Source organism: Rhizobium sp. YAF28 (assembly GCF_052113285.1).
GTDB lineage: Bacteria > Pseudomonadota > Alphaproteobacteria > Rhizobiales > Rhizobiaceae > Rhizobium.
Genome location: NZ_JBFRCX010000009.1, coordinates 143791 through 160847, shown reverse-complemented (window position 1 = coordinate 160847; position 17057 = coordinate 143791). Strand labels below are relative to the sequence as shown.

At 57.2% G+C, this 17057-nt stretch carries 17 protein-coding genes; 6 read left to right on the top strand and 11 right to left on the bottom strand.

Features of this window, described 5'->3' with window-relative positions; translation table 11 throughout:
- The first annotated feature begins 7 nt into the window (after positions 1 to 7).
- Together minD and minE are read left to right on the top strand one after the other, a co-directional pair.
- Positions 8 to 823: a septum site-determining protein MinD gene (gene minD / locus AB4Z13_RS21260; protein WP_442206740.1), complete on the top strand. Its 816-nt coding sequence runs from the start codon at positions 8 to 10 to the stop codon at positions 821 to 823.
- A complete protein-coding gene (gene minE / locus AB4Z13_RS21255) occupies positions 820 to 1077 on the top strand; it encodes a cell division topological specificity factor MinE (protein WP_007823242.1) in 258 nt (85 codons plus the stop codon). Before minD ends, minE begins: the two co-directional genes overlap by 4 nt.
- A 90-nt stretch (positions 1078 to 1167) precedes the next feature.
- Here minE and AB4Z13_RS21250 read toward each other — a convergent pair whose 3' ends face one another.
- From AB4Z13_RS21250 to AB4Z13_RS21225, 6 genes are all read right to left on the bottom strand, one after another.
- Complete coding sequence (locus tag AB4Z13_RS21250; RefSeq protein WP_113320097.1) at positions 1168 to 2055, bottom strand: MurR/RpiR family transcriptional regulator; 888 nt, start codon at positions 2053 to 2055, stop codon at positions 1168 to 1170.
- A gap of 50 nt (positions 2056 to 2105) precedes the next feature.
- Entirely contained in the window at positions 2106 to 3152 is a 1047-nt protein-coding gene (locus AB4Z13_RS21245) for an ABC transporter ATP-binding protein (RefSeq protein WP_442206739.1), read from the bottom strand.
- A complete protein-coding gene (locus tag AB4Z13_RS21240) occupies positions 3149 to 3898 on the bottom strand; it encodes a glycerophosphodiester phosphodiesterase family protein (protein WP_442206738.1) in 750 nt (249 codons plus the stop codon). Before AB4Z13_RS21240 ends, AB4Z13_RS21245 begins: the two co-directional genes overlap by 4 nt.
- Positions 3899 to 3921: 23 nt before the next feature.
- Entirely contained in the window at positions 3922 to 4731 is an 810-nt protein-coding gene (locus AB4Z13_RS21235) for a carbohydrate ABC transporter permease (protein ID WP_442206737.1), read from the bottom strand.
- A complete protein-coding gene (locus AB4Z13_RS21230) occupies positions 4721 to 5590 on the bottom strand; it encodes a carbohydrate ABC transporter permease (protein ID WP_442206736.1) in 870 nt (289 codons plus the stop codon). Before AB4Z13_RS21230 ends, AB4Z13_RS21235 begins: the two co-directional genes overlap by 11 nt.
- 63 nt (positions 5591 to 5653) lie before the next feature.
- Positions 5654 to 6913, bottom strand: a complete 1260-nt coding sequence (locus AB4Z13_RS21225) for an ABC transporter substrate-binding protein (RefSeq protein WP_442206735.1) — start codon at positions 6911 to 6913, stop codon at positions 5654 to 5656.
- Between the two features lie 395 nt (positions 6914 to 7308).
- Between AB4Z13_RS21225 and AB4Z13_RS21220 the strand changes: the two genes are divergently transcribed.
- Entirely contained in the window at positions 7309 to 8373 is a 1065-nt protein-coding gene (locus AB4Z13_RS21220) for an acyltransferase family protein (protein WP_442206734.1), read from the top strand.
- A 167-nt stretch (positions 8374 to 8540) separates the two neighbouring features.
- On the opposite strand, the gene AB4Z13_RS21215 is transcribed toward AB4Z13_RS21220, so the two are convergent.
- Positions 8541 to 9719, bottom strand: coding sequence for an acyltransferase family protein (locus tag AB4Z13_RS21215; protein ID WP_442206733.1), 1179 nt, complete (start codon positions 9717 to 9719; stop codon positions 8541 to 8543).
- Positions 9720 to 10325: 606 nt separating this feature from the next.
- Here AB4Z13_RS21215 and AB4Z13_RS21210 point away from each other — a divergent pair.
- Together AB4Z13_RS21210 and AB4Z13_RS21205 are read left to right on the top strand one after the other, a co-directional pair.
- Positions 10326 to 11447 carry an acyltransferase family protein gene (locus AB4Z13_RS21210; RefSeq protein ID WP_442206732.1) on the top strand — a complete coding sequence of 374 codons (1122 nt, stop codon included), beginning with the start codon at positions 10326 to 10328 and terminating at the stop codon, positions 11445 to 11447.
- Positions 11447 to 12076, top strand: a complete 630-nt coding sequence (locus AB4Z13_RS21205; protein ID WP_442206731.1) for an SGNH/GDSL hydrolase family protein — start codon at positions 11447 to 11449, stop codon at positions 12074 to 12076. Before AB4Z13_RS21210 ends, AB4Z13_RS21205 begins: the two co-directional genes overlap by 1 nt.
- Positions 12077 to 12190: 114 nt before the next feature.
- Here the strand turns inward: AB4Z13_RS21205 and AB4Z13_RS21200 are convergent, their stop codons facing one another.
- From AB4Z13_RS21200 to AB4Z13_RS21190, 3 genes are read right to left on the bottom strand one after another with little or no spacing between them, the layout of a single operon-like run.
- The gene (locus tag AB4Z13_RS21200; protein WP_442206730.1) at positions 12191 to 12739 is read right to left on the bottom strand and encodes a serine O-acetyltransferase; all 549 of its coding nucleotides are present in this window, start codon (positions 12737 to 12739) and stop codon (positions 12191 to 12193) included.
- Between the two features lie 22 nt (positions 12740 to 12761).
- On the bottom strand, positions 12762 to 14201 hold the full coding sequence (locus AB4Z13_RS21195; protein WP_442206729.1) for an oligosaccharide flippase family protein: 1440 nt from the start codon (positions 14199 to 14201) through the stop codon (positions 12762 to 12764).
- A 51-nt stretch (positions 14202 to 14252) separates the two neighbouring features.
- The gene (locus tag AB4Z13_RS21190) at positions 14253 to 15068 is read right to left on the bottom strand and encodes a hypothetical protein (RefSeq protein ID WP_442206728.1); all 816 of its coding nucleotides are present in this window, start codon (positions 15066 to 15068) and stop codon (positions 14253 to 14255) included.
- Between the two features lie 211 nt (positions 15069 to 15279).
- On the opposite strand from AB4Z13_RS21190, the gene AB4Z13_RS21185 reads away from it, so the two are divergent.
- Complete coding sequence (locus AB4Z13_RS21185) at positions 15280 to 16455, top strand: alginate lyase family protein (RefSeq protein WP_442206727.1); 1176 nt, start codon at positions 15280 to 15282, stop codon at positions 16453 to 16455.
- An 11-nt stretch (positions 16456 to 16466) separates the two neighbouring features.
- On the opposite strand, the gene AB4Z13_RS21180 is transcribed toward AB4Z13_RS21185, so the two are convergent.
- Positions 16467 to 16961: an acyltransferase gene (locus AB4Z13_RS21180; protein ID WP_007823267.1), complete on the bottom strand. Its 495-nt coding sequence runs from the start codon at positions 16959 to 16961 to the stop codon at positions 16467 to 16469.
- Between the last annotated feature and the right edge of the window lie 96 nt (positions 16962 to 17057).

Below are 17057 nucleotides of genomic sequence, written 5' to 3'. Positions count from 1 at the left end.
GAGGGATATGGGAAAAGTCATTGTTGTAACCTCGGGTAAAGGTGGCGTTGGCAAGACAACCTCGACTGCAGCGTTGGGGGCAGCGCTGGCGCAAAGGAACGAGAAGGTTGTCGTCGTTGACTTCGACGTCGGTCTTCGTAACCTCGATCTCGTCATGGGCGCCGAACGTCGGGTCGTCTATGACATGATCAATGTCATCCAGGGCGATGCGAAGCTCACCCAGGCGCTGATCCGCGATAAGCGGCTGGAGACACTATTCCTGCTGCCGGCATCCCAGACCCGCGACAAGGACTGCCTCACCGAAGAAGGTGTCGAGCGCGTCATCAGCGAGTTGAAGAAGCATTTCGACTGGGTCATCTGCGATAGCCCGGCCGGTATCGAACGCGGCGCAACGCTGGCGATGCGGCATGCCGATATTGCTGTTGTCGTCACCAATCCGGAAGTTTCCTCGGTGCGTGATTCCGATCGCATCATCGGCCTTCTGGATGCCAAGACGGAAAAGGCGGAGCGCGGAGAGCGGATCGAAAAGCACCTGCTTCTGACCCGCTACGATGTCACCCGCGCCGAACGCGGCGACATGCTGAAGGTGGATGACGTGCTCGAGATCCTGTCGATCCCGCTGCTCGGCATCATCCCGGAAAGCATGGATGTGCTGCGTGCTTCCAACCTCGGCGCTCCGGTGACACTTGCAGACCAGAACAGCGCCCCGGCAAAGGCCTATTTCGAAGCAGTCCGCCGCCTCAACGGTGAAGTTCTCCCGGTGACGATACCAGGCGAGAAGCGGGGTCTGTTCGGTAAGATCTTCGGACGGAGGGCAGCATGAGCGTATTCGATTTCTTTCAGAAGAGGAAAACCGCGCCGGTTGCGCGCGAACGCTTGCAACTGCTTTTGGCACACGAGCGTATGTCTCCCGGTTCGGATCTCGTCTCTCTTCTCAGGGAGGAGATCCTTGCCGTTATCGCCAAACACGTCGAGATCGAGGGCGATCGCCTGCAGATAAGGATTGATCGTGGCGAGAACGTCTCGATCCTCGAGATCGACGTCGAGATCCCCGCCAAAGCCGCCCGTGCGGCATGAGGTTCGAACAGATTTATCCGGGAGACCGAAACGTCTCCCGGATAAGTCATCGTGATCATCAAGGTGATGGCACGCGGCAGATTTCTGTTGCTACAGGATCACCGGCGATAGACCGCAGTCCGCGCGAAACGCCTTGAAACCACTGAGCGCACGCAGCGAGCGGCCGTCGTCGATGGCGGCGAGGTCGAGAATGACCGCGTTGGCGATCGTCATGGGAACGACGAGCGATTGGGACTCGCCGGCCTCTCCGCGGGAAACCGAGATTTGACGGTCGGGTGCAGGATCGATGCGGGCGCTGAGCAGATCGGTCAGCGCCAGGACCTTAGCGCCTCTTTCTGCGGCAATCTTTCTGATCTGATGGATGAGCGGCGAGGCCTTGCGGAAAGCGAGCAGCCAGACGACGTCGCCAGGTCCCAATGTCGCAAGCGCTTCGGCGATCAGATGCATCTGGCTGGCGAGATCGACTGCCGGATAGCCCGAGCGATTGAGCCTCAGCGCGATGAGCGAGGCGAGGGCGGCAGAATGGCCACGCCCGAAGACGAAGACCCGGCGGCAATCGCGCAGCACTTCAGAAAAGCCTCTGACATCGGCGTCGGAGACGGCGTTGCGCACCTGCTGGAGGGCTGCAATCTCGCTATCGAGAACGGAGGAAAGCACGCCGCCGTCTTCCGCCCGGACGAGACGGGCGGCCATGCGGGCGGCCGGACTTTCGAAATCGCCTCCTCCTTCGATAAGGTTCGCCTGCAGGAAGGTGCGGAATTCAGGATAACCTTTGAAGCCGAGGCGGCGTGCCAGCCGCACCGCTGAAGCTGGATGCACTCCGGCGCGGAAGGAGACGGCCTTGCCGTTTTCCATCGCCGCGCGAATGGGATCCTGCATCATCACGTCGAGAAGGCGCGTGTCGGCTTCGGTAAGCTTTGTCGAGTTGCGGCTGATAAGATCGCCGAGAAGCTGCGGAATTTCGCTCTGTCTTTCCATTGCATCACTTCTTGCGGTGCCGCTTGCGAGACAGGAGCGGTCAGCGGCGTCTAAATTCGACGATCTACGGCTGAAAGATCGACGCGGCTCCCGCTCTGGTTATCGAAAAACACCGCCTGGTCAAGATCGCATATGACCCAGAAGTTGTCTGCATGGCGGGGCACATCTTTACGCGAGCTGGTGAGGGTGATGCGTCCGGCCGGGCTGTCACAGTGCAGGATGATATCAGAACCTGTCATCTCCGACAGCATGAGCCGGACGGGCAGGGCGGGTTCCGCAGGTTCTTCGGCGCGGATCGCCATGGATTCGGGTCTTAATCCGGCGGTCAGTCCCTGCCGGCCCTGCCAGCCGGGAAGATGTTCGACAGGCAGGAAGTTCATCGCGGGAACGCCGAGGAAGCCCGCGATAAAGCGGTTCTGCGGCTGGTCATAGATTGCTTCAGGAGTGTCGAACTGCAGGAGATCGCCGTCCTTCATCACCGCAATCCTGTCGGCCAATGAGAGTGCCTCGGTCTGGTCGTGCGTCACATAGACGATGGTGGCGCCGAGCTGGCGGTGCAGCTCCTTGATTTCGGTGCGCATGGCGATGCGCAGCGCGTTGTCGAGGTTCGACAGCGGCTCGTCCATCAGGAAGATGGAACTGTTGCGTGCCATGGCCCGGCCCATCGCCACACGCTGACGCTGGCCGCCGGAAAGCGCGCCCGGCTTGCGATTGAGATAGGGTTCGAGCTGCAGTGTCTTGGCCACACTTTCAGCCCGCGCATTGCGTTTGGCCTTGGGCATGCCACGCAGTTCGAGGCCGAAGGCAATGTTTTCGCGCACGGTCATGTGCGGATAAAGCGCATAGTTCTGGAAGATCATAGCAATGTCGCGATCCTGCGGCGCAAGATCGTTGGCCCGCCGGCCGCCGATTTCGATATCGCCCTCTTCGCAGCGTTCCAGCCCGGCAATCAGGCGCAGTAGGGTGGACTTGCCGCAACCCGACGGGCCGACGATGACCACGAACTCGCCCGACTTGATATCCATGGACACGCCGTGCAGGATTTCCGGCCCGCCGGGGTAGGACTTTCTGATGTCGCGAAGGGTGATGCCGCTCATTGTGCGGCCTCCGTCCCGAAGCTGTTGCGAATGGCAATGGCAAGGCTCGGCCGGTCCGTCGTGAAGACCTTGACGCCGAGCGCCAGCACCTTCTCGATCTGCCGTGCCGAATGGGCGGCCCAGCACCCGAAATCGAGACCGGCTGCCATGATTTCGGCCATCAGAGCGGAATCGGCGGTATCCACATGAACGCCGATTTCGGGGATGTCATGCGCTTTCGCGACTTCGATCACGGCCCTGGCTCCAAGCTGACGCAGTACTGGCGGGCTGACGAGCCAGACCTTCGGCCGGCTGGTGGCCGCCGAAAGCGCATCCTGCGATTCCACCAGAAAGGAAGAGAAGATCGTCCTCTCGAGCATGCCGTGGCGCGCAAGTGTTTCGACGACGCGGGGCACGAAGTTGTCGTAGGGGCGGCCATCGACGCCAGGCTTGATCTCGCAGCGGAAATTTACCTTGCTGCCGGAATAGATCGCACAGAGTTCCTCCAGCGAGATCGGATGTCCGCCGGCGCCGTAATTGATGACGGCGGCACGAACCCCCGCTTCGCTCATGGCGGCGATCGCGCCGCTGCGATCCGTCGTGCCGTCAAGCGTTGCGTCGTGATGGATCATGATCGCGCCATCGGCTGTCGGGTGGACGTCGAACTCCACCTCTTCCAGCCGCATTTTTGCCGTTGCGACGAAACCTTGCGGCGTGCTGTCGCCGAACTCCAGAGTGCCGCCGCGATGCGAAGCGATGCGTGTCATTCTATGCTTGTCCTTGTTCATGATTATTTGACCGCGCCGAGCGTGATGCCGCGCACGAGGTGGCGCTCGACCAGTAGGAAGCCGAGTAGCACGGGCAATATGCTGAGGGTGCAGGCGGCCATGACGAGCGGCCAATCGACCAAGCCTTCGCCGGGATTGATGCGATAAAGGCGGGCAAGGCCGATCTGCAGCGTGTAGAGGTCTTCCTTGCCGACGGCGACGAGCGGCCAGATGTAATTGTTCCATTCGGTGATGAAGATATAGAGGCCCATCGAGAAGATGGCCGGCCGTGCGATCGGCACGATCACCCGCCAGAGCACCTGCAGCGGTGTTGCGCCATCCATATAGGCGGCTTCGTCCAGCGCCTTCGGAATGCCCTTGATATACTGGCGCAGGAAGAAGGCGGCAAAGCCGTTCGAGATCGCCGGCAGGATGAGGCCGGCATAGGTATCGAGCAGGCCGGCCTTGGCGAGTGTCAGATAATTAGGGATCAGGCTTATATGGCTCGGGATCATCAGCGTGGCAACGGTGGCGCCGAAGAGCAGGTTGCCGCCGCGAAATCTGTAGCGTGCAAAGGCGAAGGCAGCCATGGTCGCGACCGTAATGCCCAGCAGCGTCACCAGGCCGGAGACGATGATGCTGTTCAGAAGATAGCGAGCGAAATTGTACTCGGTGACGGCACGAACATAGTTGTCCAGCGTGAATTCGTACCTGCCCGTGTAATAGGATTGCACCGTCTCGAAGGACATCCAAATCGAATAGAGCACGGGCGACAGAAAGATCAGCCCGGCAAGCAGCGCGAGGCTGGTGACGATTGGGTTCTCAAGCTTCATAGTGGACCCTCCGGCCGATGACGAGGGATTTGATCAGCGCCAGCACGATCAGGAAGATGAAAAGCAGGACGGCGAGCGCCGAACCCCTGCCGATGTCGAAGAGGGTAAACCCCACGCGATAGAGCAGGTTGACGAGCATGTCGGTAGCACCTGCAGGGCCGCCATGGGTCATGATGTTGACGATGGTAAAGACCTGGAAGGCCTCGATCACGGAAATCACCAACAGGAAATAGGTGGTCGGCATGACGAGCGGCACGGTGATCCGGCGGAACACATGGAAGCGCCGGCCGCCATCGACGGCGGCGGCATCATAGAGCTCCTGCGGAACGGCCTGCAGGCCGGCGATGTAAATGACGATATCGTAGCCGAGCTGTTTCCAGGTATTGACGAAGATCAGCACCCACAGAGCAAGCTGCGGATCCTGCAGCCATTGCACCTTGCCGACGCCGAGCGAGGTCAGCGCGGCGTTCACCATGCCGTAATCGGTGGCGAAGACCCAGGAAAAGACGACCGCAATCGAGACGGTCGATGTGACGGAGGGAAGGAAGAGCGCCCCTCGCAAGAGCCGCGAGGGCAAGGTTTCGCGCACGAGATAGCTTGCGACAGCCAGCGCCAGCGCCAGTCTGATCGGTACTGAAATCAGCGCGAAGATGGCGGTGACTTGCAGCGAGTTCCAGAAGTCGCGGGAATTCAGCAGCAGGCGGTAATTGTCAAAACCGACAAAAGGCATGGTCGGCGACAGGAAGTCCCAGTGCCGGAAGCTGAGGTTCACGCTGGTAATGACGGGAATATAGGTGAAGACCGTGATGAAGAGCATCAGCGGTGCAACGAGGAGATAGGGTGTGAGTTTGCGCAACATGGGACCGAAACGGTTGAGACGACGGGCCGTTCAAGGCCCGCCCTCTTGACTTGGGGGAGAGGCTTAGTTGCTGGAACGCTTGGCTTCTTCTCGGGTCTGTTCAGCGAAGTCCTTCATCGTCTCTGTGACATCGCGCTGGCCGAGTGCCATGGCTTCCCACATCTTGTACTCGGTTGTACGCATCCAGGTGACGACAGGCGGGCGAGCACGGCCATGGGCGAATTCGAGCTGCTTGATGGCGACGTCGATACCCTGCTTCTTGGCAAGTGCTTCGGCGGCGGCCGGCTGGGCAGCGCTCTTCTTGTTGATCGGCAGGTAGCCGGTCGCGGCAAACCAGATGGCATTGGCTTCCGGCGAAGCGGCATAGCTGATGAACTTGTAGGCAGCGTCCTGAACGTCCTTCGGCGAGGTCGACAGGATACCGATACCGGCGCCGCCGATTGGAACGGAGCAGACCTTGTTGCAGGGCATCGGGCGGACTTCGAGCTTGTCACCGAGCGCCTTTTTGGCGCCGCCGTAATCACCCGTCGAGTTGAGCGAAATGCCAACCTTGCCGGCGAAGAAAGCGTCGCGGCCGACATCCTCATCGGTGACGCTATCGGGAGAGGCAACCTTCTGGTCGTGAACGAGCGAGGCCATCCATTGATAGGCTTCGATCGTGTTCGGCGAGTCGAGCAGGATATCGTTGGTCTTGGAATTGATCAGCTCGCTGTCGTTGGACATCACGAGACCCCAGCGAGCGAACTGGCCGGGGGCCGCAATGCCGCTGATGCCTTCCGCGCCGAGCTTCTCGGTGATTGTCTTTGAAACGGCAAGAATATCTGCGAAAGTCCTCAGCGAGGGTTCCGTCGTAAAGCCGGCACGCGCCAGGATGTCCTTGTTGTAATAAAGGACCGGCGTGGAGGAGTTGAACGGCACGATGTAGTTCTTGCCGTTGTAGACGCCGACCTCACGCGCGTAGTCGTAAAGGTCGTCCTTCAGCGGGTCGGCGTTGAAATAGGGCGTGAGGTCGATTAGCGCGCCGCGGTCGGCGAAGAGACCGTAGCGGGTGACTTCCATGATGACGGCATCAGGCGCACGGTTGGCGGGGATGGCCGCCTGCAGCTTGGCAACGATATCATTGTAGTCACCGACGAATTCGCCTTCGATATGGAGGCCGGGATTGGCAGCTTCGAAATTGGCGATGATCTTGTTCAGCGCCTCGCCGGAGGATTTGCTGAAGCTGTGCCAGAACTTCACGGTCGTTTCGGCATGGGCCGAACCCACCATGGACATCAGGGCGACAATGCTGGCCGCGACCGTACTCTGCAATTTGGGCGACATAAATTTCTCCTCTGCAAAAAAAATTGCATTACGTTTGGCCGATGGTTAGCGCGCAGACGCGACAGCTTCTTGAAGGCTGCGTGAAGTTTTGGTGACGGAGGGAGGTGGTGGCGGATCCCCGAGCCGCTATGCGCAGTGGAAGAGAGCTTCAATCCCGGCGGAAGCGAATGCGCCGGTGAGGGGCGATCTGGTTGGAATTTCGTCGATTAGCACGAATGAAGTTGCTTTCCGGTACGCGCAATGACGTTCCTCTGCTGAAAGTCGACTCCAGCCTATCAATATCGTTACCAGTGGCCGCAGCGTGCGCCGTGGGCGCTTTATGCTTTGCAGGTCGCCGACAGCGTGATATTCCCGACAACGCCCGCCTTTAATCTCAAATGATAAATAGAGATCATATGTCCCAGCAAGAAGACGCGGCGAACACGTCGCAGATGGATGCAGCCCCACAGCCCGTAGCAAGACCTCAGCGCAAATGGCTGGGTGATATCGAACGCCTCAAAGGATTGGCTATCATCCTCGTCGTCTGGGGGCATACCTATGACGCTGCCTTCCCCGTATGGGCTATCGGTCTGCGTAAGGCGATCTATGCTTTCCATATGCCGCTCTTCATGTTCCTGAGCGGTTATGTCTTCGTCTATGTCGGCGCCCATAAATTGAAGGGTTCGTTGTCCGCCTACACGTCGAAGCGCGCAAAGCGGCTTCTTATTCCGTTCTTCATTATGGCGGCGATCGTCATTCTTGGAAAATTCTTCGCGGGCCAGTTCGTATCGGTCGACAAACCCGTCAATGACCTACTGCTTTCTGTCCAGCATGTCTTCATCCACACCGAGCAAAGCCCATCCATGTTCGTGTGGTACCTGATCGTACTTTTCTACTTTTCGATTGGTACGACGTTTCTCTTCTCGCGCATGAATGTAAGCCTGAACATATTGTTTGCGGCGTCGATCATCATGTTCGGCCTGCATGTCGTGATGTTCTACAATGACGCGATATTGGACTACATCTATATAAACCGCATCTTCATGTTCTATGCCTTCTTCATGGCCGGCTGCATTGCCTGCCTGCACAGGGGCGATTGGGAACCGTTCGTCGAGCGGTATTTCATTCCTGCGATAGCTGTCTTCCTCGTGCTTCTCTATGTCTCGTTCGATTCCGAATGGCGCTATTTTCTCGTTGGCATGGCATCGCTCGTCGTGTTCCATGGCCTCATCCGCTCCCGGCTTTGCAACCAGAATCGCCTCCTGGAATTCATTGGCCAGAACGCCTTTGCCATCTATCTGTTGAACACGATGTTTGTCGGCGCAGTGAAGGCCGTCTTCGGGCGGTTCTTCTCGGTCAGCGATCAGGCGCTTTTGCTTCTCGTGCTTGCGACAACGGCAGGCGTTGTCGGGCCAATTATCGTCAAGTATGCGATCGGCCGCATCGGATCGCTGCGTCCAATCGCGGCTGCCATGGAATGAGTAGAGAGGCGCGGTCCGAACGGGCCGCGTATCCAGTGCAGCTCAGGCTGAACCAGCGGAGCAGTTCCAATCTCTGTTTGAGGTAATTTCAGGCGGCAAGTGCTTGACAGGTTGCCCATCGAAAACGGCTTTCCCAACAAGGAAAGCCGTTTCGGTCGTGTCCCGCTTCAGCTGGCGGTGCGTGTTCTCGCTTCGGAAACATCAGCTTCATCAGCGGCCGGTACCGTCCGGTAAACCTTCTGACGTTCGTCTTCGACGCTCTTGCTGCCGGCTTTCTTGGACCAGCGCTTTGTCGCCGTCGTCGTCAGGTTATAGAACGCGTAGGCCACAACGATTGTCAGGATCAGGCTCGTTGAGAACTGGAGCCAGTAGTTTCCGGCAAGGACAAGCCCGACGACAAACCATACGTGCAGATGCCAAAGATACATCTCGTAGCTGATGCGCCCGCCCATCTGGATGGGCCGCCATTCTGCCAGGCGAACGAGTTTTTCCGTTGCTGTTCCGAAAACAAAGGCGTTGATCAGCAGAAACATGCCGAGACCGTGAACGGTGTAGCGGAAGGTATCCTGAAAAAACTCATTGCGGAAGGCAATGCCGCCAAGCAGAAGAATGATGGCAAACAGGAAGGTCTTCCAGCCACGAAATTTGACCAAATGGTTTCTGGTTGCTTCATTCGCGAGCCCGAATGTCAGCAGGCAGCCCCAGGCGATCGAATCCAGGCGCGTCAGCGTAAAATAATAGTTGAAGCTTTCCGGGTCTGTAACGGTGTAGGCGGCCAGGATGCGCAGCGCCAGGCTGAAAATCAGGACGCCGATAAGAAGAGTAACGCGAGAAGACCATGTGCGCAGGGCCAGAAGCAGGAACGGGAAGAACATATAGAAATGCTCTTCGACAGCCAGCGACCACAAGGGACCGTAGCTGTGAATTCCTTCGGGCATCGGCGTGAAGACATTCATCACGACCGGTACGTTGCCGAGATAGAAGATCGCCAGCAGAATCTGGCTGAGCACCACGTTTTCGCGATCGAAAATCAGGTAGATCGGCAGGGTTATCGCGATCATCAGAAAAAGCGGCGGCATCAACCGTAGAAATCGTCGGGCGAAAAAGCGCGGCAGGGACATTTTCCCATAATGCCGTTCTTCCGACAGCAGCAGCCTCGAGATCAGAAATCCGCTGATCGCGAAGAAAATCGTGACGCCGAAACCGCCGGGGATCGCGGCAGAGAGGCGGAAATGCGCCACGACGACGATCAAGACCGCGGCAAGCCGCAAGCCGTCAAGACCTCTTATGTAACCATACGCGGGGCTGTCGGCCGGCGGCGGGGAAGCAGGTGCTAGCAGCGTCATTGAAAGCCTTTCGTTCGCTCGATTTTCATCGATGATTCAAGCAAGATTTTTACCGCTGTCACCCATGCACGCCGGTCTATGCTTGCGCGTGTCATTATTGGCAGCGGTTATGTCTGTCGGTACCTGAGAAGAGCCGAGAACGATTTTGTCCCTGCTTTCTTAGGACCCCAGAGTCATCGCGTCCAGAAGCATTTTCTCTCCAGCTTCAATTCGGATAGGAGAAATTGGCGACGAATTCCGATATGATACCGCATTGCAACAAAATTCGGAACGGGTCCTAGCGAGATCACGATATTTCGCGAAATTGTCACAGTCGCGCCGTTTGCGCTTCCTTCCGTTGTGCTACGGTGCCAATCGAAAATGGCTCGCGGCTATGCTGGCGCGAAGGGGGCTTATGGCTTGGCACGGCTGCATTCCGTTGATAGTCTTAGGCCTGATTTAAGTGTAGAAGCTGGAGAGCGCTCCATCGCCAACCCTTGCAAAAGGCTCCAGAATTCCGTCAAAGCTGCCCGATGAAGCTCTAGGACGTCTATTGCGGTCAGCATTGATGGCCGGGCGTCACGTTCATCTCGTCGGTCTGATATCAATACCTGCCAAGGAACCACTATGCACGAAATCTATCAGAAGGTATTCGGTGTCGGCAAAGCCATCAAAGGTCTCGACGGCCTTCGCGCGATATGTGTTCTCTTCGTTCTGACCGATCATGCAGGCCTGACCAAAAGGTCGGAATCGGGCACGCTTGCCGTTTGGGTATTCTTCGCCCTGAGCGGCTTTCTCATCGTGCCAATCCTGTTTCGGGCGCGGCAACGCATCGAAGCGGGCAGCTCCGATGCTTCAACCGAGATCGTGCTTTTCATGCGCAATCGTGCCTTGCGGATATTCCCGGTCTATTATCTGACGCTCGCTTTGATCTTCCTGTCGACCGTCACCGTCGTCGCCGGCGACAATGTCGACAAATTTTACGGCAGTATCAGCTGGCTCCTGACCTATACGACGAATATCTATATCGGCTTCGTCAGGCATGATTGGTTGGGGCCGTTGTCTCACCTGTGGACGCTTTCGGTGGAGCAGCAGTTCTACGTGCTGTTCCCGCTGCTGTTCATCTGGCTGCCATCCCGATTCTGGCGGTCCAGCCTTCTGATATTCCTGGTTCTGTTGCTTGCGGTTTCGAGCCTGTGGGTGTTCGGCGACGAACTCATGTTCCGCGTCAACTCACTGTCGGGCTTTTATGCTATCGCAGTTGGCGGAGTTTTCGGCCTCGTCGCCAGACAGCTTGGCACGGTCAACTTACGTTTTTCCGGTTTGGCGATCCTTGCGCTCGGTGTGCTTCTCGTGCTGCAGCACCTCTATTTCATTTTTGGCGGACATCCGAACGCGGCCCTGATCATTGCTCCGCTTCTCTCCGGATTGCTGATCTTGCTGGTGACGGTCTGCCAGAACTCTAGCGCGACCCAGTTTCTTGAGCTTCCGCTGATCCGCGGTGTGGGTGTTGTCAGCTATGGCTTCTACCTGTTTCACGGTCTGCTGCTTGGTCCGTCAGGACGGCTTGTCGCGATAGCAACGGGGATGCGGGACGGGACGGTCTTCCAGATCATGCAGATTGTTACCGCCTTCATTCTGACGATGGTCGTATCGATTGCTTCCTTCGTCTTCTTCGAAGAGAAGATCATGCAGATGAAGAAACGGCGAGCGGCGCCCACGACCGTTGCTGCTGGTTCCAATGGCTGATGAAACTTGCTGCCGGTTTGATCGCTCTCTTTCTTCTGCAGGGGGCTGATGTGGCCGCGGCAGGACTGAAGATCGTAACATTCGGGACATCGCTAACGGCACGGGGCGGGTGGCAGGCAAGTCTCGAGAATGCTCTCGAGCAGTGCCTTCACCGTCCCGTTGATATCACCGTTGTGGCTAAGAGCGGCTCAACGACGGAATGGGCCTTATCTTCTGTGGACCGAGTGATCGCCGAGCGCCCGGATATAGTGCTCGTCGAGTTTTACGCCAACGATGCTGCCCTGAACCGCTGGATGGGGCTCGGCGTCAGCCGGCGGAACTTTTCAACCATCCTCGAACGGCTGCGGGTGGGACTGCCCGACGCACGGATATTCATGATGGTGATGAACCCGATGTCGGGATTGCGGGGGGCGATCAGGCCGTTTCTAGCGAGCTACATTTCGGCTCACCGCAGCGTTGCCGCAGAATGGAACGTTGCGGTCATCGATCATAGCGCCGGCTGGGAGAAGTTATCGAGTGACGAGCTCTCGACGGGCATCCCGGATGGCGTCCATCCGACCGCTGCAGCTGCGGCAAGTGTCATGGTCCCGACAATCGTCGAGGCGATTGGCGGGACATGCTCCGACTGACGTCGGTTCAGGCAAGATTATCATGCCCGCAAGAAGGTTCTCGACGACATCGGAATGCATTGGGCGCTTTAATTAAGTTTCAATAATCGATTGCCGGTTGGCAGCGATGTTCGGTCAGCGATTGTTGTTTGATCTTGGCTGGACGATGGCGGGGCCGGGCGCTTCCTTATATTTGATCTTCGCCGGCACGCCGACAGCGATAGCTCCAGCCGGCACGTCCTTGACGACGACGGCGTTCGCGCCGATGACAGCACGTTCGCCGATGACAACGGCTCCGAGGATCTTCGCACCCGCGCCGACGTCCACTCCATTGTGTAGGATCGGCACCTCGTTTGGCTTGTCGGCCGATTTGTTGCCGATCGTCACACCTTGACGCAGACGGACGTCATTGCCGATCCGCACCTCCGAATGGACGATAATCGATCCGAAATGCTCGATGACACATCGCTCGCCGATCTTCGCGTTGGCTCCGATATATATTCCGAAAAAGATCTCGGAAAATTTAATAAGAAAGAGGTGAATGACTTTCAGTGGCAGACGGATGGGCGCGAATTTTATCGAACGTACGGCGCTTCCGTATCTGTGAAAGGCAAGCGCCCAGAAGCCCTGTGAGATCAGCGCTCTCTTATGACTTCGGAAGTCTCCAGCTATTTCTCTAAACATGACGACTCGTTTCCTTGGAAAACTACGCCTTTTTCCAGGCTCTTATCATTCGCGCTCTATTCCACCATCCACGCAGGGCGTCCCGGTCGAGCAGCCCGATACCAACAACATAAGTGGCGACGAACAGCATTCCCAGCATCATCGCTTTCAGCAATATGGGATAATCCGGTGAGATGGCATAAGACCTTGTCAAATGAACCGCGGCTAAAGCGGCGAGAGCCGACAAGAAGAAAGCTCCGCACTTACTTATCATTGTTTTTACTGAGACCTCAGTTTTATGAGATCCGTAAAGTATACCTCCGACAATAACGGTTATATGGCAGCAAACATAAGCTGTTACAAGTGTAAACACGCTGCTATGCTGAAGAATAGTCAGCATAGCCGCAACGAGAAGTGCGGCGCAGCATTGCATGCGGAAAACGACACGCGGCAGGCCCCATGCGTTCAGCATGACCTCGTTGCAGTAACCGATGGATTGGGCGGCTCCGAGAACAGCTGCCAGGAACATGATGTAATCGGAATCTATGCCGTTGCTTCCAAAGCAAATGCGAGCGATCTCAGGCGAAAGCGCCGCGATGGAAATGAAGGCGGGCGCGGAAATCATCGAAAGTGATCGCAGGCTCGTATAGAACGCCTCCCTGAGGAGCGGCGGCCGATCAACCAGACGGGAAAAGTGCGGAAGATTGACGTCGACCATTACGGCGGTCAGCATCTGTGCGACCACCGCCGGAACACGCGACCCCATGATATAGAGTGCGAGTGCCGCCGGCCCGAAAAAGATCGGAATGACGATCTCGATCATTCGAAGCGAGGCGTAATTGAGCACGCGGGAGCCGAAGATACCCAAGGCGTAATGGAGAACGTGCTTCATTCCGGTAACTTGCGGAGCAGCAGGCCGCAACACGGGAGGGTACCAGAGAAAGGCAACGTTTATCAGCGTGGTCGCCAGCAACTGGCCGACCATGCTGTAGACACCGAAACCCAGGAAAGCCATAGCCAGTCCGGTCAGCGCGCCGAACACGGTTGACGCCAGCGAACGGAACGCAAGACGCTTGAACTGGAACTCTTTGCGCAGCAAGGCCTGCGGAACATAGCCAAAGCTGTTCAGAACCAGTGAGAGGCCGACGAGCTGCAATACCGGCTCTATGCCTGTGACGCCAAGGAGGCCGCCGATTTCGGCGGAGAAAAGTGTCAGCAACCCATAAATAAGGACGGCAAGGCCGAAGTTCAGGATCAGGATGCTGGTCGCCATGCCGCGCGTGACGTCCTGAGTTCGCACGATTGCATCACCGAAACCGTTATCGGCAAACAACTCCGTCAGTGACACAAGCGCGTAGGCAGCAGCGAACATCCCGATCTCGGTTTTATCGAGAATACGGGCGAGCACGAAAAAGGTGAGGATCGTGCCAAAGCGCGGTCCCCAGTTGCGAACAGCCGACCAGAGTACGGAACTACGATTCATGCGCGCCTCGTTTTGACATTGAGCGAAGACGTCAAGAGCTTCTCACCGCCATTACGCATTCCGCACCGCAGCAATATAGCTTGAAAGCGGCAGCTTTCCGCTCATGACCAAGGATACGCCGACAAGAAGTTTGCGTATGAAGGCGACTACGCCGGGCAGGCTCCGCTTCTTGTGAGCGGCGATGGCATAAAGCGTCCCCGGGAAATATTTCGGCTTGAGGCTTGCGTCGTGGTCCCGATGGCCGACGAGCGCTGCATCCGTAAAAAGGGTGCCACGGGCGAGATAGAAAGCGCGTATCGCGTAGTCGGTATCCTCGCCGCCATTGAGACGGGCACCGACTCCCAATGTTTCGTCGAATGCCGCCAAGTTCGGCAGCAGCCGTCCGCGGAAGAAGAATGTGTTCGATGATGCTCTCGATATCACTTTCTGCAATGCAGGTGCTTCCGTTGCCAGAACACTTCGGATTTCGGGTGTTGAGCTATAGCGGCAGAACCAAAAATCAATCTCCGGCTTCTCTGAAAACAGATTAGCAACCAGTGTTAGAAAGTTTTCCGGATACCAGCAATCGTCATCCGGGAAGGCATAGATGCTATCGGCGGTCACGACACCGGCCTTAACAACGTCCTGAAGAAGGAGATTGCGAGCCGCGGAAAGCGAAATCTGATGATTGATACGTCGCGTGCTGATCCACTCCGGAAAGTCGGCATCGGCGGCGTCGTCCGGAACATTCTGCAGAAGAAGATAGAGGTGGACATCGATCGAAGGGTCTGCGGCCTTGGCGCTTGCGATCGAATCAATCATCCTCTGGAGATGCTCGGAGCGACCCTGCTTTAGATTACTTGTCGAGAAAAGTGTGATTTTCGGCATGACTACTCTATTGTTCGAGAATATGTCAGTAGAGCTGTTTAACCTTCAGCGTGCGGCACGGCGTGCGGCCCTGATCTTGCGGTGCAACATAGACATTGCGGTCTGGGTTGAAAAGGAGAAAATGGCCGGTAAACGTTAACTTTGCCGCAAACATCCCTTTATGGTTATCTGCCACGAAGAGCACGGCCAATCACCGGAATCGGAGAGACATATGCCAATGGCTTCAAAGGCCCGCCGGAAGGCAGAGCCTTTCAATCGCGTTGTATTGTGGCTGATTTTTGCCCTGCTCGTATCCGGAGTTCCGGCAAGCGCCGAAGAGCCGCTTCGATATCTTTTCGAGCTGCCAGCTGCCAAGGCTCAAGATGCCGGTGCTGGCAAGAAAGTTCGTCCTTTCATATGCCCGGTACCAGTCGCGCCATTGATCGACATGAGTAAGCTGTTCAGCTTTTATAAGCCAAGCTACACGCAGTCGGAGGTCGATCCGGTCGCGATGAAAGCCTTCGCAAAGCGCTTGTGGCCGACAGGTGCCGTGACGAAGAGTATGCTGGAAATGATGCAGGCGGCATTTGATGTGCCAAGACAGCGAAGAAACGCTGCCAATTGCATCGTGCGGCAGACGCGGGTCTGGGCGGATGCCAATGCGCTGCTCGGCGGGGTCGAGGACAATGATCCGCTCGGACATCGTCAGGCGGTTCTCGCAGGGGGGTGGACAACGATTTCCTTTTCGAACGCCTATGCGGTGGCAAAGGAAATCGCGCCGCCGCCAAGCTCTGCCGACGCGCCCATCAGGGCCTGGTTCACCAAACTTTCAGATATGCTCGTTGCAGAATTCACACCGGCGCCGCGCGAGCCCAAATATGTCTGGCTCGACGGCAACAGCAACCATCGATACTGGGCCGCTGCTGCGGTTGGCCTGATGGCAGTTCACCTGCAGGATCGCACGCGGTTCGACTGGTCGATGGATATTTTGAAGTCAGCGCTGGATGAAGCGCCCTATGACGGCGGATTGCCGCGCGAGCTTTCCCGAGGCGGACGTTCGCTGAAGTATCAGAATTTCGCCATGGATGCGATCGCGATCCTCGTGCGGCTTGCCGATGTCAACAATGTCACGCTCACTCCTGACCAGGAAAAGAGGTTGCGGGCAATCGCCGGATTTGCCGCGACGATGTATCTCCACCCCGATCAATTGGAGGCAAAGATAGGATATCCTCAGGAGGTCGAGCCCGGGATGGTCACCTGGATCGATGTTCTACTGCCGCATTTCAGGAGCCGCGATCCGGAGCTTGCCGAAAAGCTTGACGGGATAGCGCGACCCTTGCGGCCGATGACCAATACCTTCGTCGCTTTGCCTGCCACCCGCCTCTTCGAAAATGGGGGGCGCGAATAAGAGGCTAGTGCCTATGCCTTTCGGACATTCGTGCCGCTCTTCCTCTGATCGGCAGCACGCTCAGCTTCGGGGATGTCAGCGAAAAGGAAGCGGCCGTAGGGGCCGACCTCGATGTTTTCGCGAATGATGGTTGCTGGATTGCCGGCGGCGATGCAGCGCGACGGTATGTTCTTGGTCACGACGCTTCCTGAACCGATGACGCACTCGTCGCCGATCTCGACACCCGGCAGGATTATGCTTCTGGCGCCGATGAAGCAGTGCTTGCCGATCTTGGTGTTGCGATAAAGGCCACGCGTTCTGTCATGAGTAAGAATGGCCACGTCGAATGCGACATACGACTTTTCGCCAACATAGATGCCCTTGGGATAGGTCTTGTCCAGCCGAACGCTCAGCGAGAAGGTTGCCGTCGGATGAATGTTCATCCCCCAGAACCTCGTATAGTAATGGTACTTAGCCTTTACCAAAAGCGATCTCAGCCAGAGGAATTTGTTCAAGCTGCGTGCCATTAAACACCATCTCCTTGTTGCGCGAACATCTCAGTTCTATCGGTGCCGAACGCGGGGCATATAAAGCATGGACAACAGGCCGGTGGAAGCTGCTTT

Excerpts from the sequence above, each read along its gene's own strand:
- minD (WP_442206740.1), top strand. The coding sequence starts at position 8 with ATGGGAAAAGTCATTGTTGTAACCTCGGGTAAAGGTGGCGTTGGCAAG.
- minE (WP_007823242.1), top strand. The coding sequence starts at position 820 with ATGAGCGTATTCGATTTCTTTCAGAAGAGGAAAACCGCGCCGGTTGCG.
- AB4Z13_RS21250 (WP_113320097.1), bottom strand. The coding sequence starts at position 2,055 with ATGGAAAGACAGAGCGAAATTCCGCAGCTTCTCGGCGATCTTATCAGC.
- AB4Z13_RS21245 (WP_442206739.1), bottom strand. The coding sequence starts at position 3,152 with ATGAGCGGCATCACCCTTCGCGACATCAGAAAGTCCTACCCCGGCGGG.
- AB4Z13_RS21240 (WP_442206738.1), bottom strand. The coding sequence starts at position 3,898 with ATGACACGCATCGCTTCGCATCGCGGCGGCACTCTGGAGTTCGGCGAC.
- AB4Z13_RS21235 (WP_442206737.1), bottom strand. The coding sequence starts at position 4,731 with ATGAAGCTTGAGAACCCAATCGTCACCAGCCTCGCGCTGCTTGCCGGG.
- AB4Z13_RS21230 (WP_442206736.1), bottom strand. The coding sequence starts at position 5,590 with ATGTTGCGCAAACTCACACCCTATCTCCTCGTTGCACCGCTGATGCTC.
- AB4Z13_RS21225 (WP_442206735.1), bottom strand. The coding sequence starts at position 6,913 with ATGTCGCCCAAATTGCAGAGTACGGTCGCGGCCAGCATTGTCGCCCTG.
- AB4Z13_RS21220 (WP_442206734.1), top strand. The coding sequence starts at position 7,309 with ATGTCCCAGCAAGAAGACGCGGCGAACACGTCGCAGATGGATGCAGCC.
- AB4Z13_RS21215 (WP_442206733.1), bottom strand. The coding sequence starts at position 9,719 with ATGACGCTGCTAGCACCTGCTTCCCCGCCGCCGGCCGACAGCCCCGCG.
- AB4Z13_RS21210 (WP_442206732.1), top strand. The coding sequence starts at position 10,326 with ATGCACGAAATCTATCAGAAGGTATTCGGTGTCGGCAAAGCCATCAAA.
- AB4Z13_RS21205 (WP_442206731.1), top strand. The coding sequence starts at position 11,447 with ATGAAACTTGCTGCCGGTTTGATCGCTCTCTTTCTTCTGCAGGGGGCT.
- AB4Z13_RS21200 (WP_442206730.1), bottom strand. The coding sequence starts at position 12,739 with ATGTTTAGAGAAATAGCTGGAGACTTCCGAAGTCATAAGAGAGCGCTG.
- AB4Z13_RS21195 (WP_442206729.1), bottom strand. The coding sequence starts at position 14,201 with ATGAATCGTAGTTCCGTACTCTGGTCGGCTGTTCGCAACTGGGGACCG.
- AB4Z13_RS21190 (WP_442206728.1), bottom strand. The coding sequence starts at position 15,068 with ATGCCGAAAATCACACTTTTCTCGACAAGTAATCTAAAGCAGGGTCGC.
- AB4Z13_RS21185 (WP_442206727.1), top strand. The coding sequence starts at position 15,280 with ATGCCAATGGCTTCAAAGGCCCGCCGGAAGGCAGAGCCTTTCAATCGC.
- AB4Z13_RS21180 (WP_007823267.1), bottom strand. The coding sequence starts at position 16,961 with ATGGCACGCAGCTTGAACAAATTCCTCTGGCTGAGATCGCTTTTGGTA.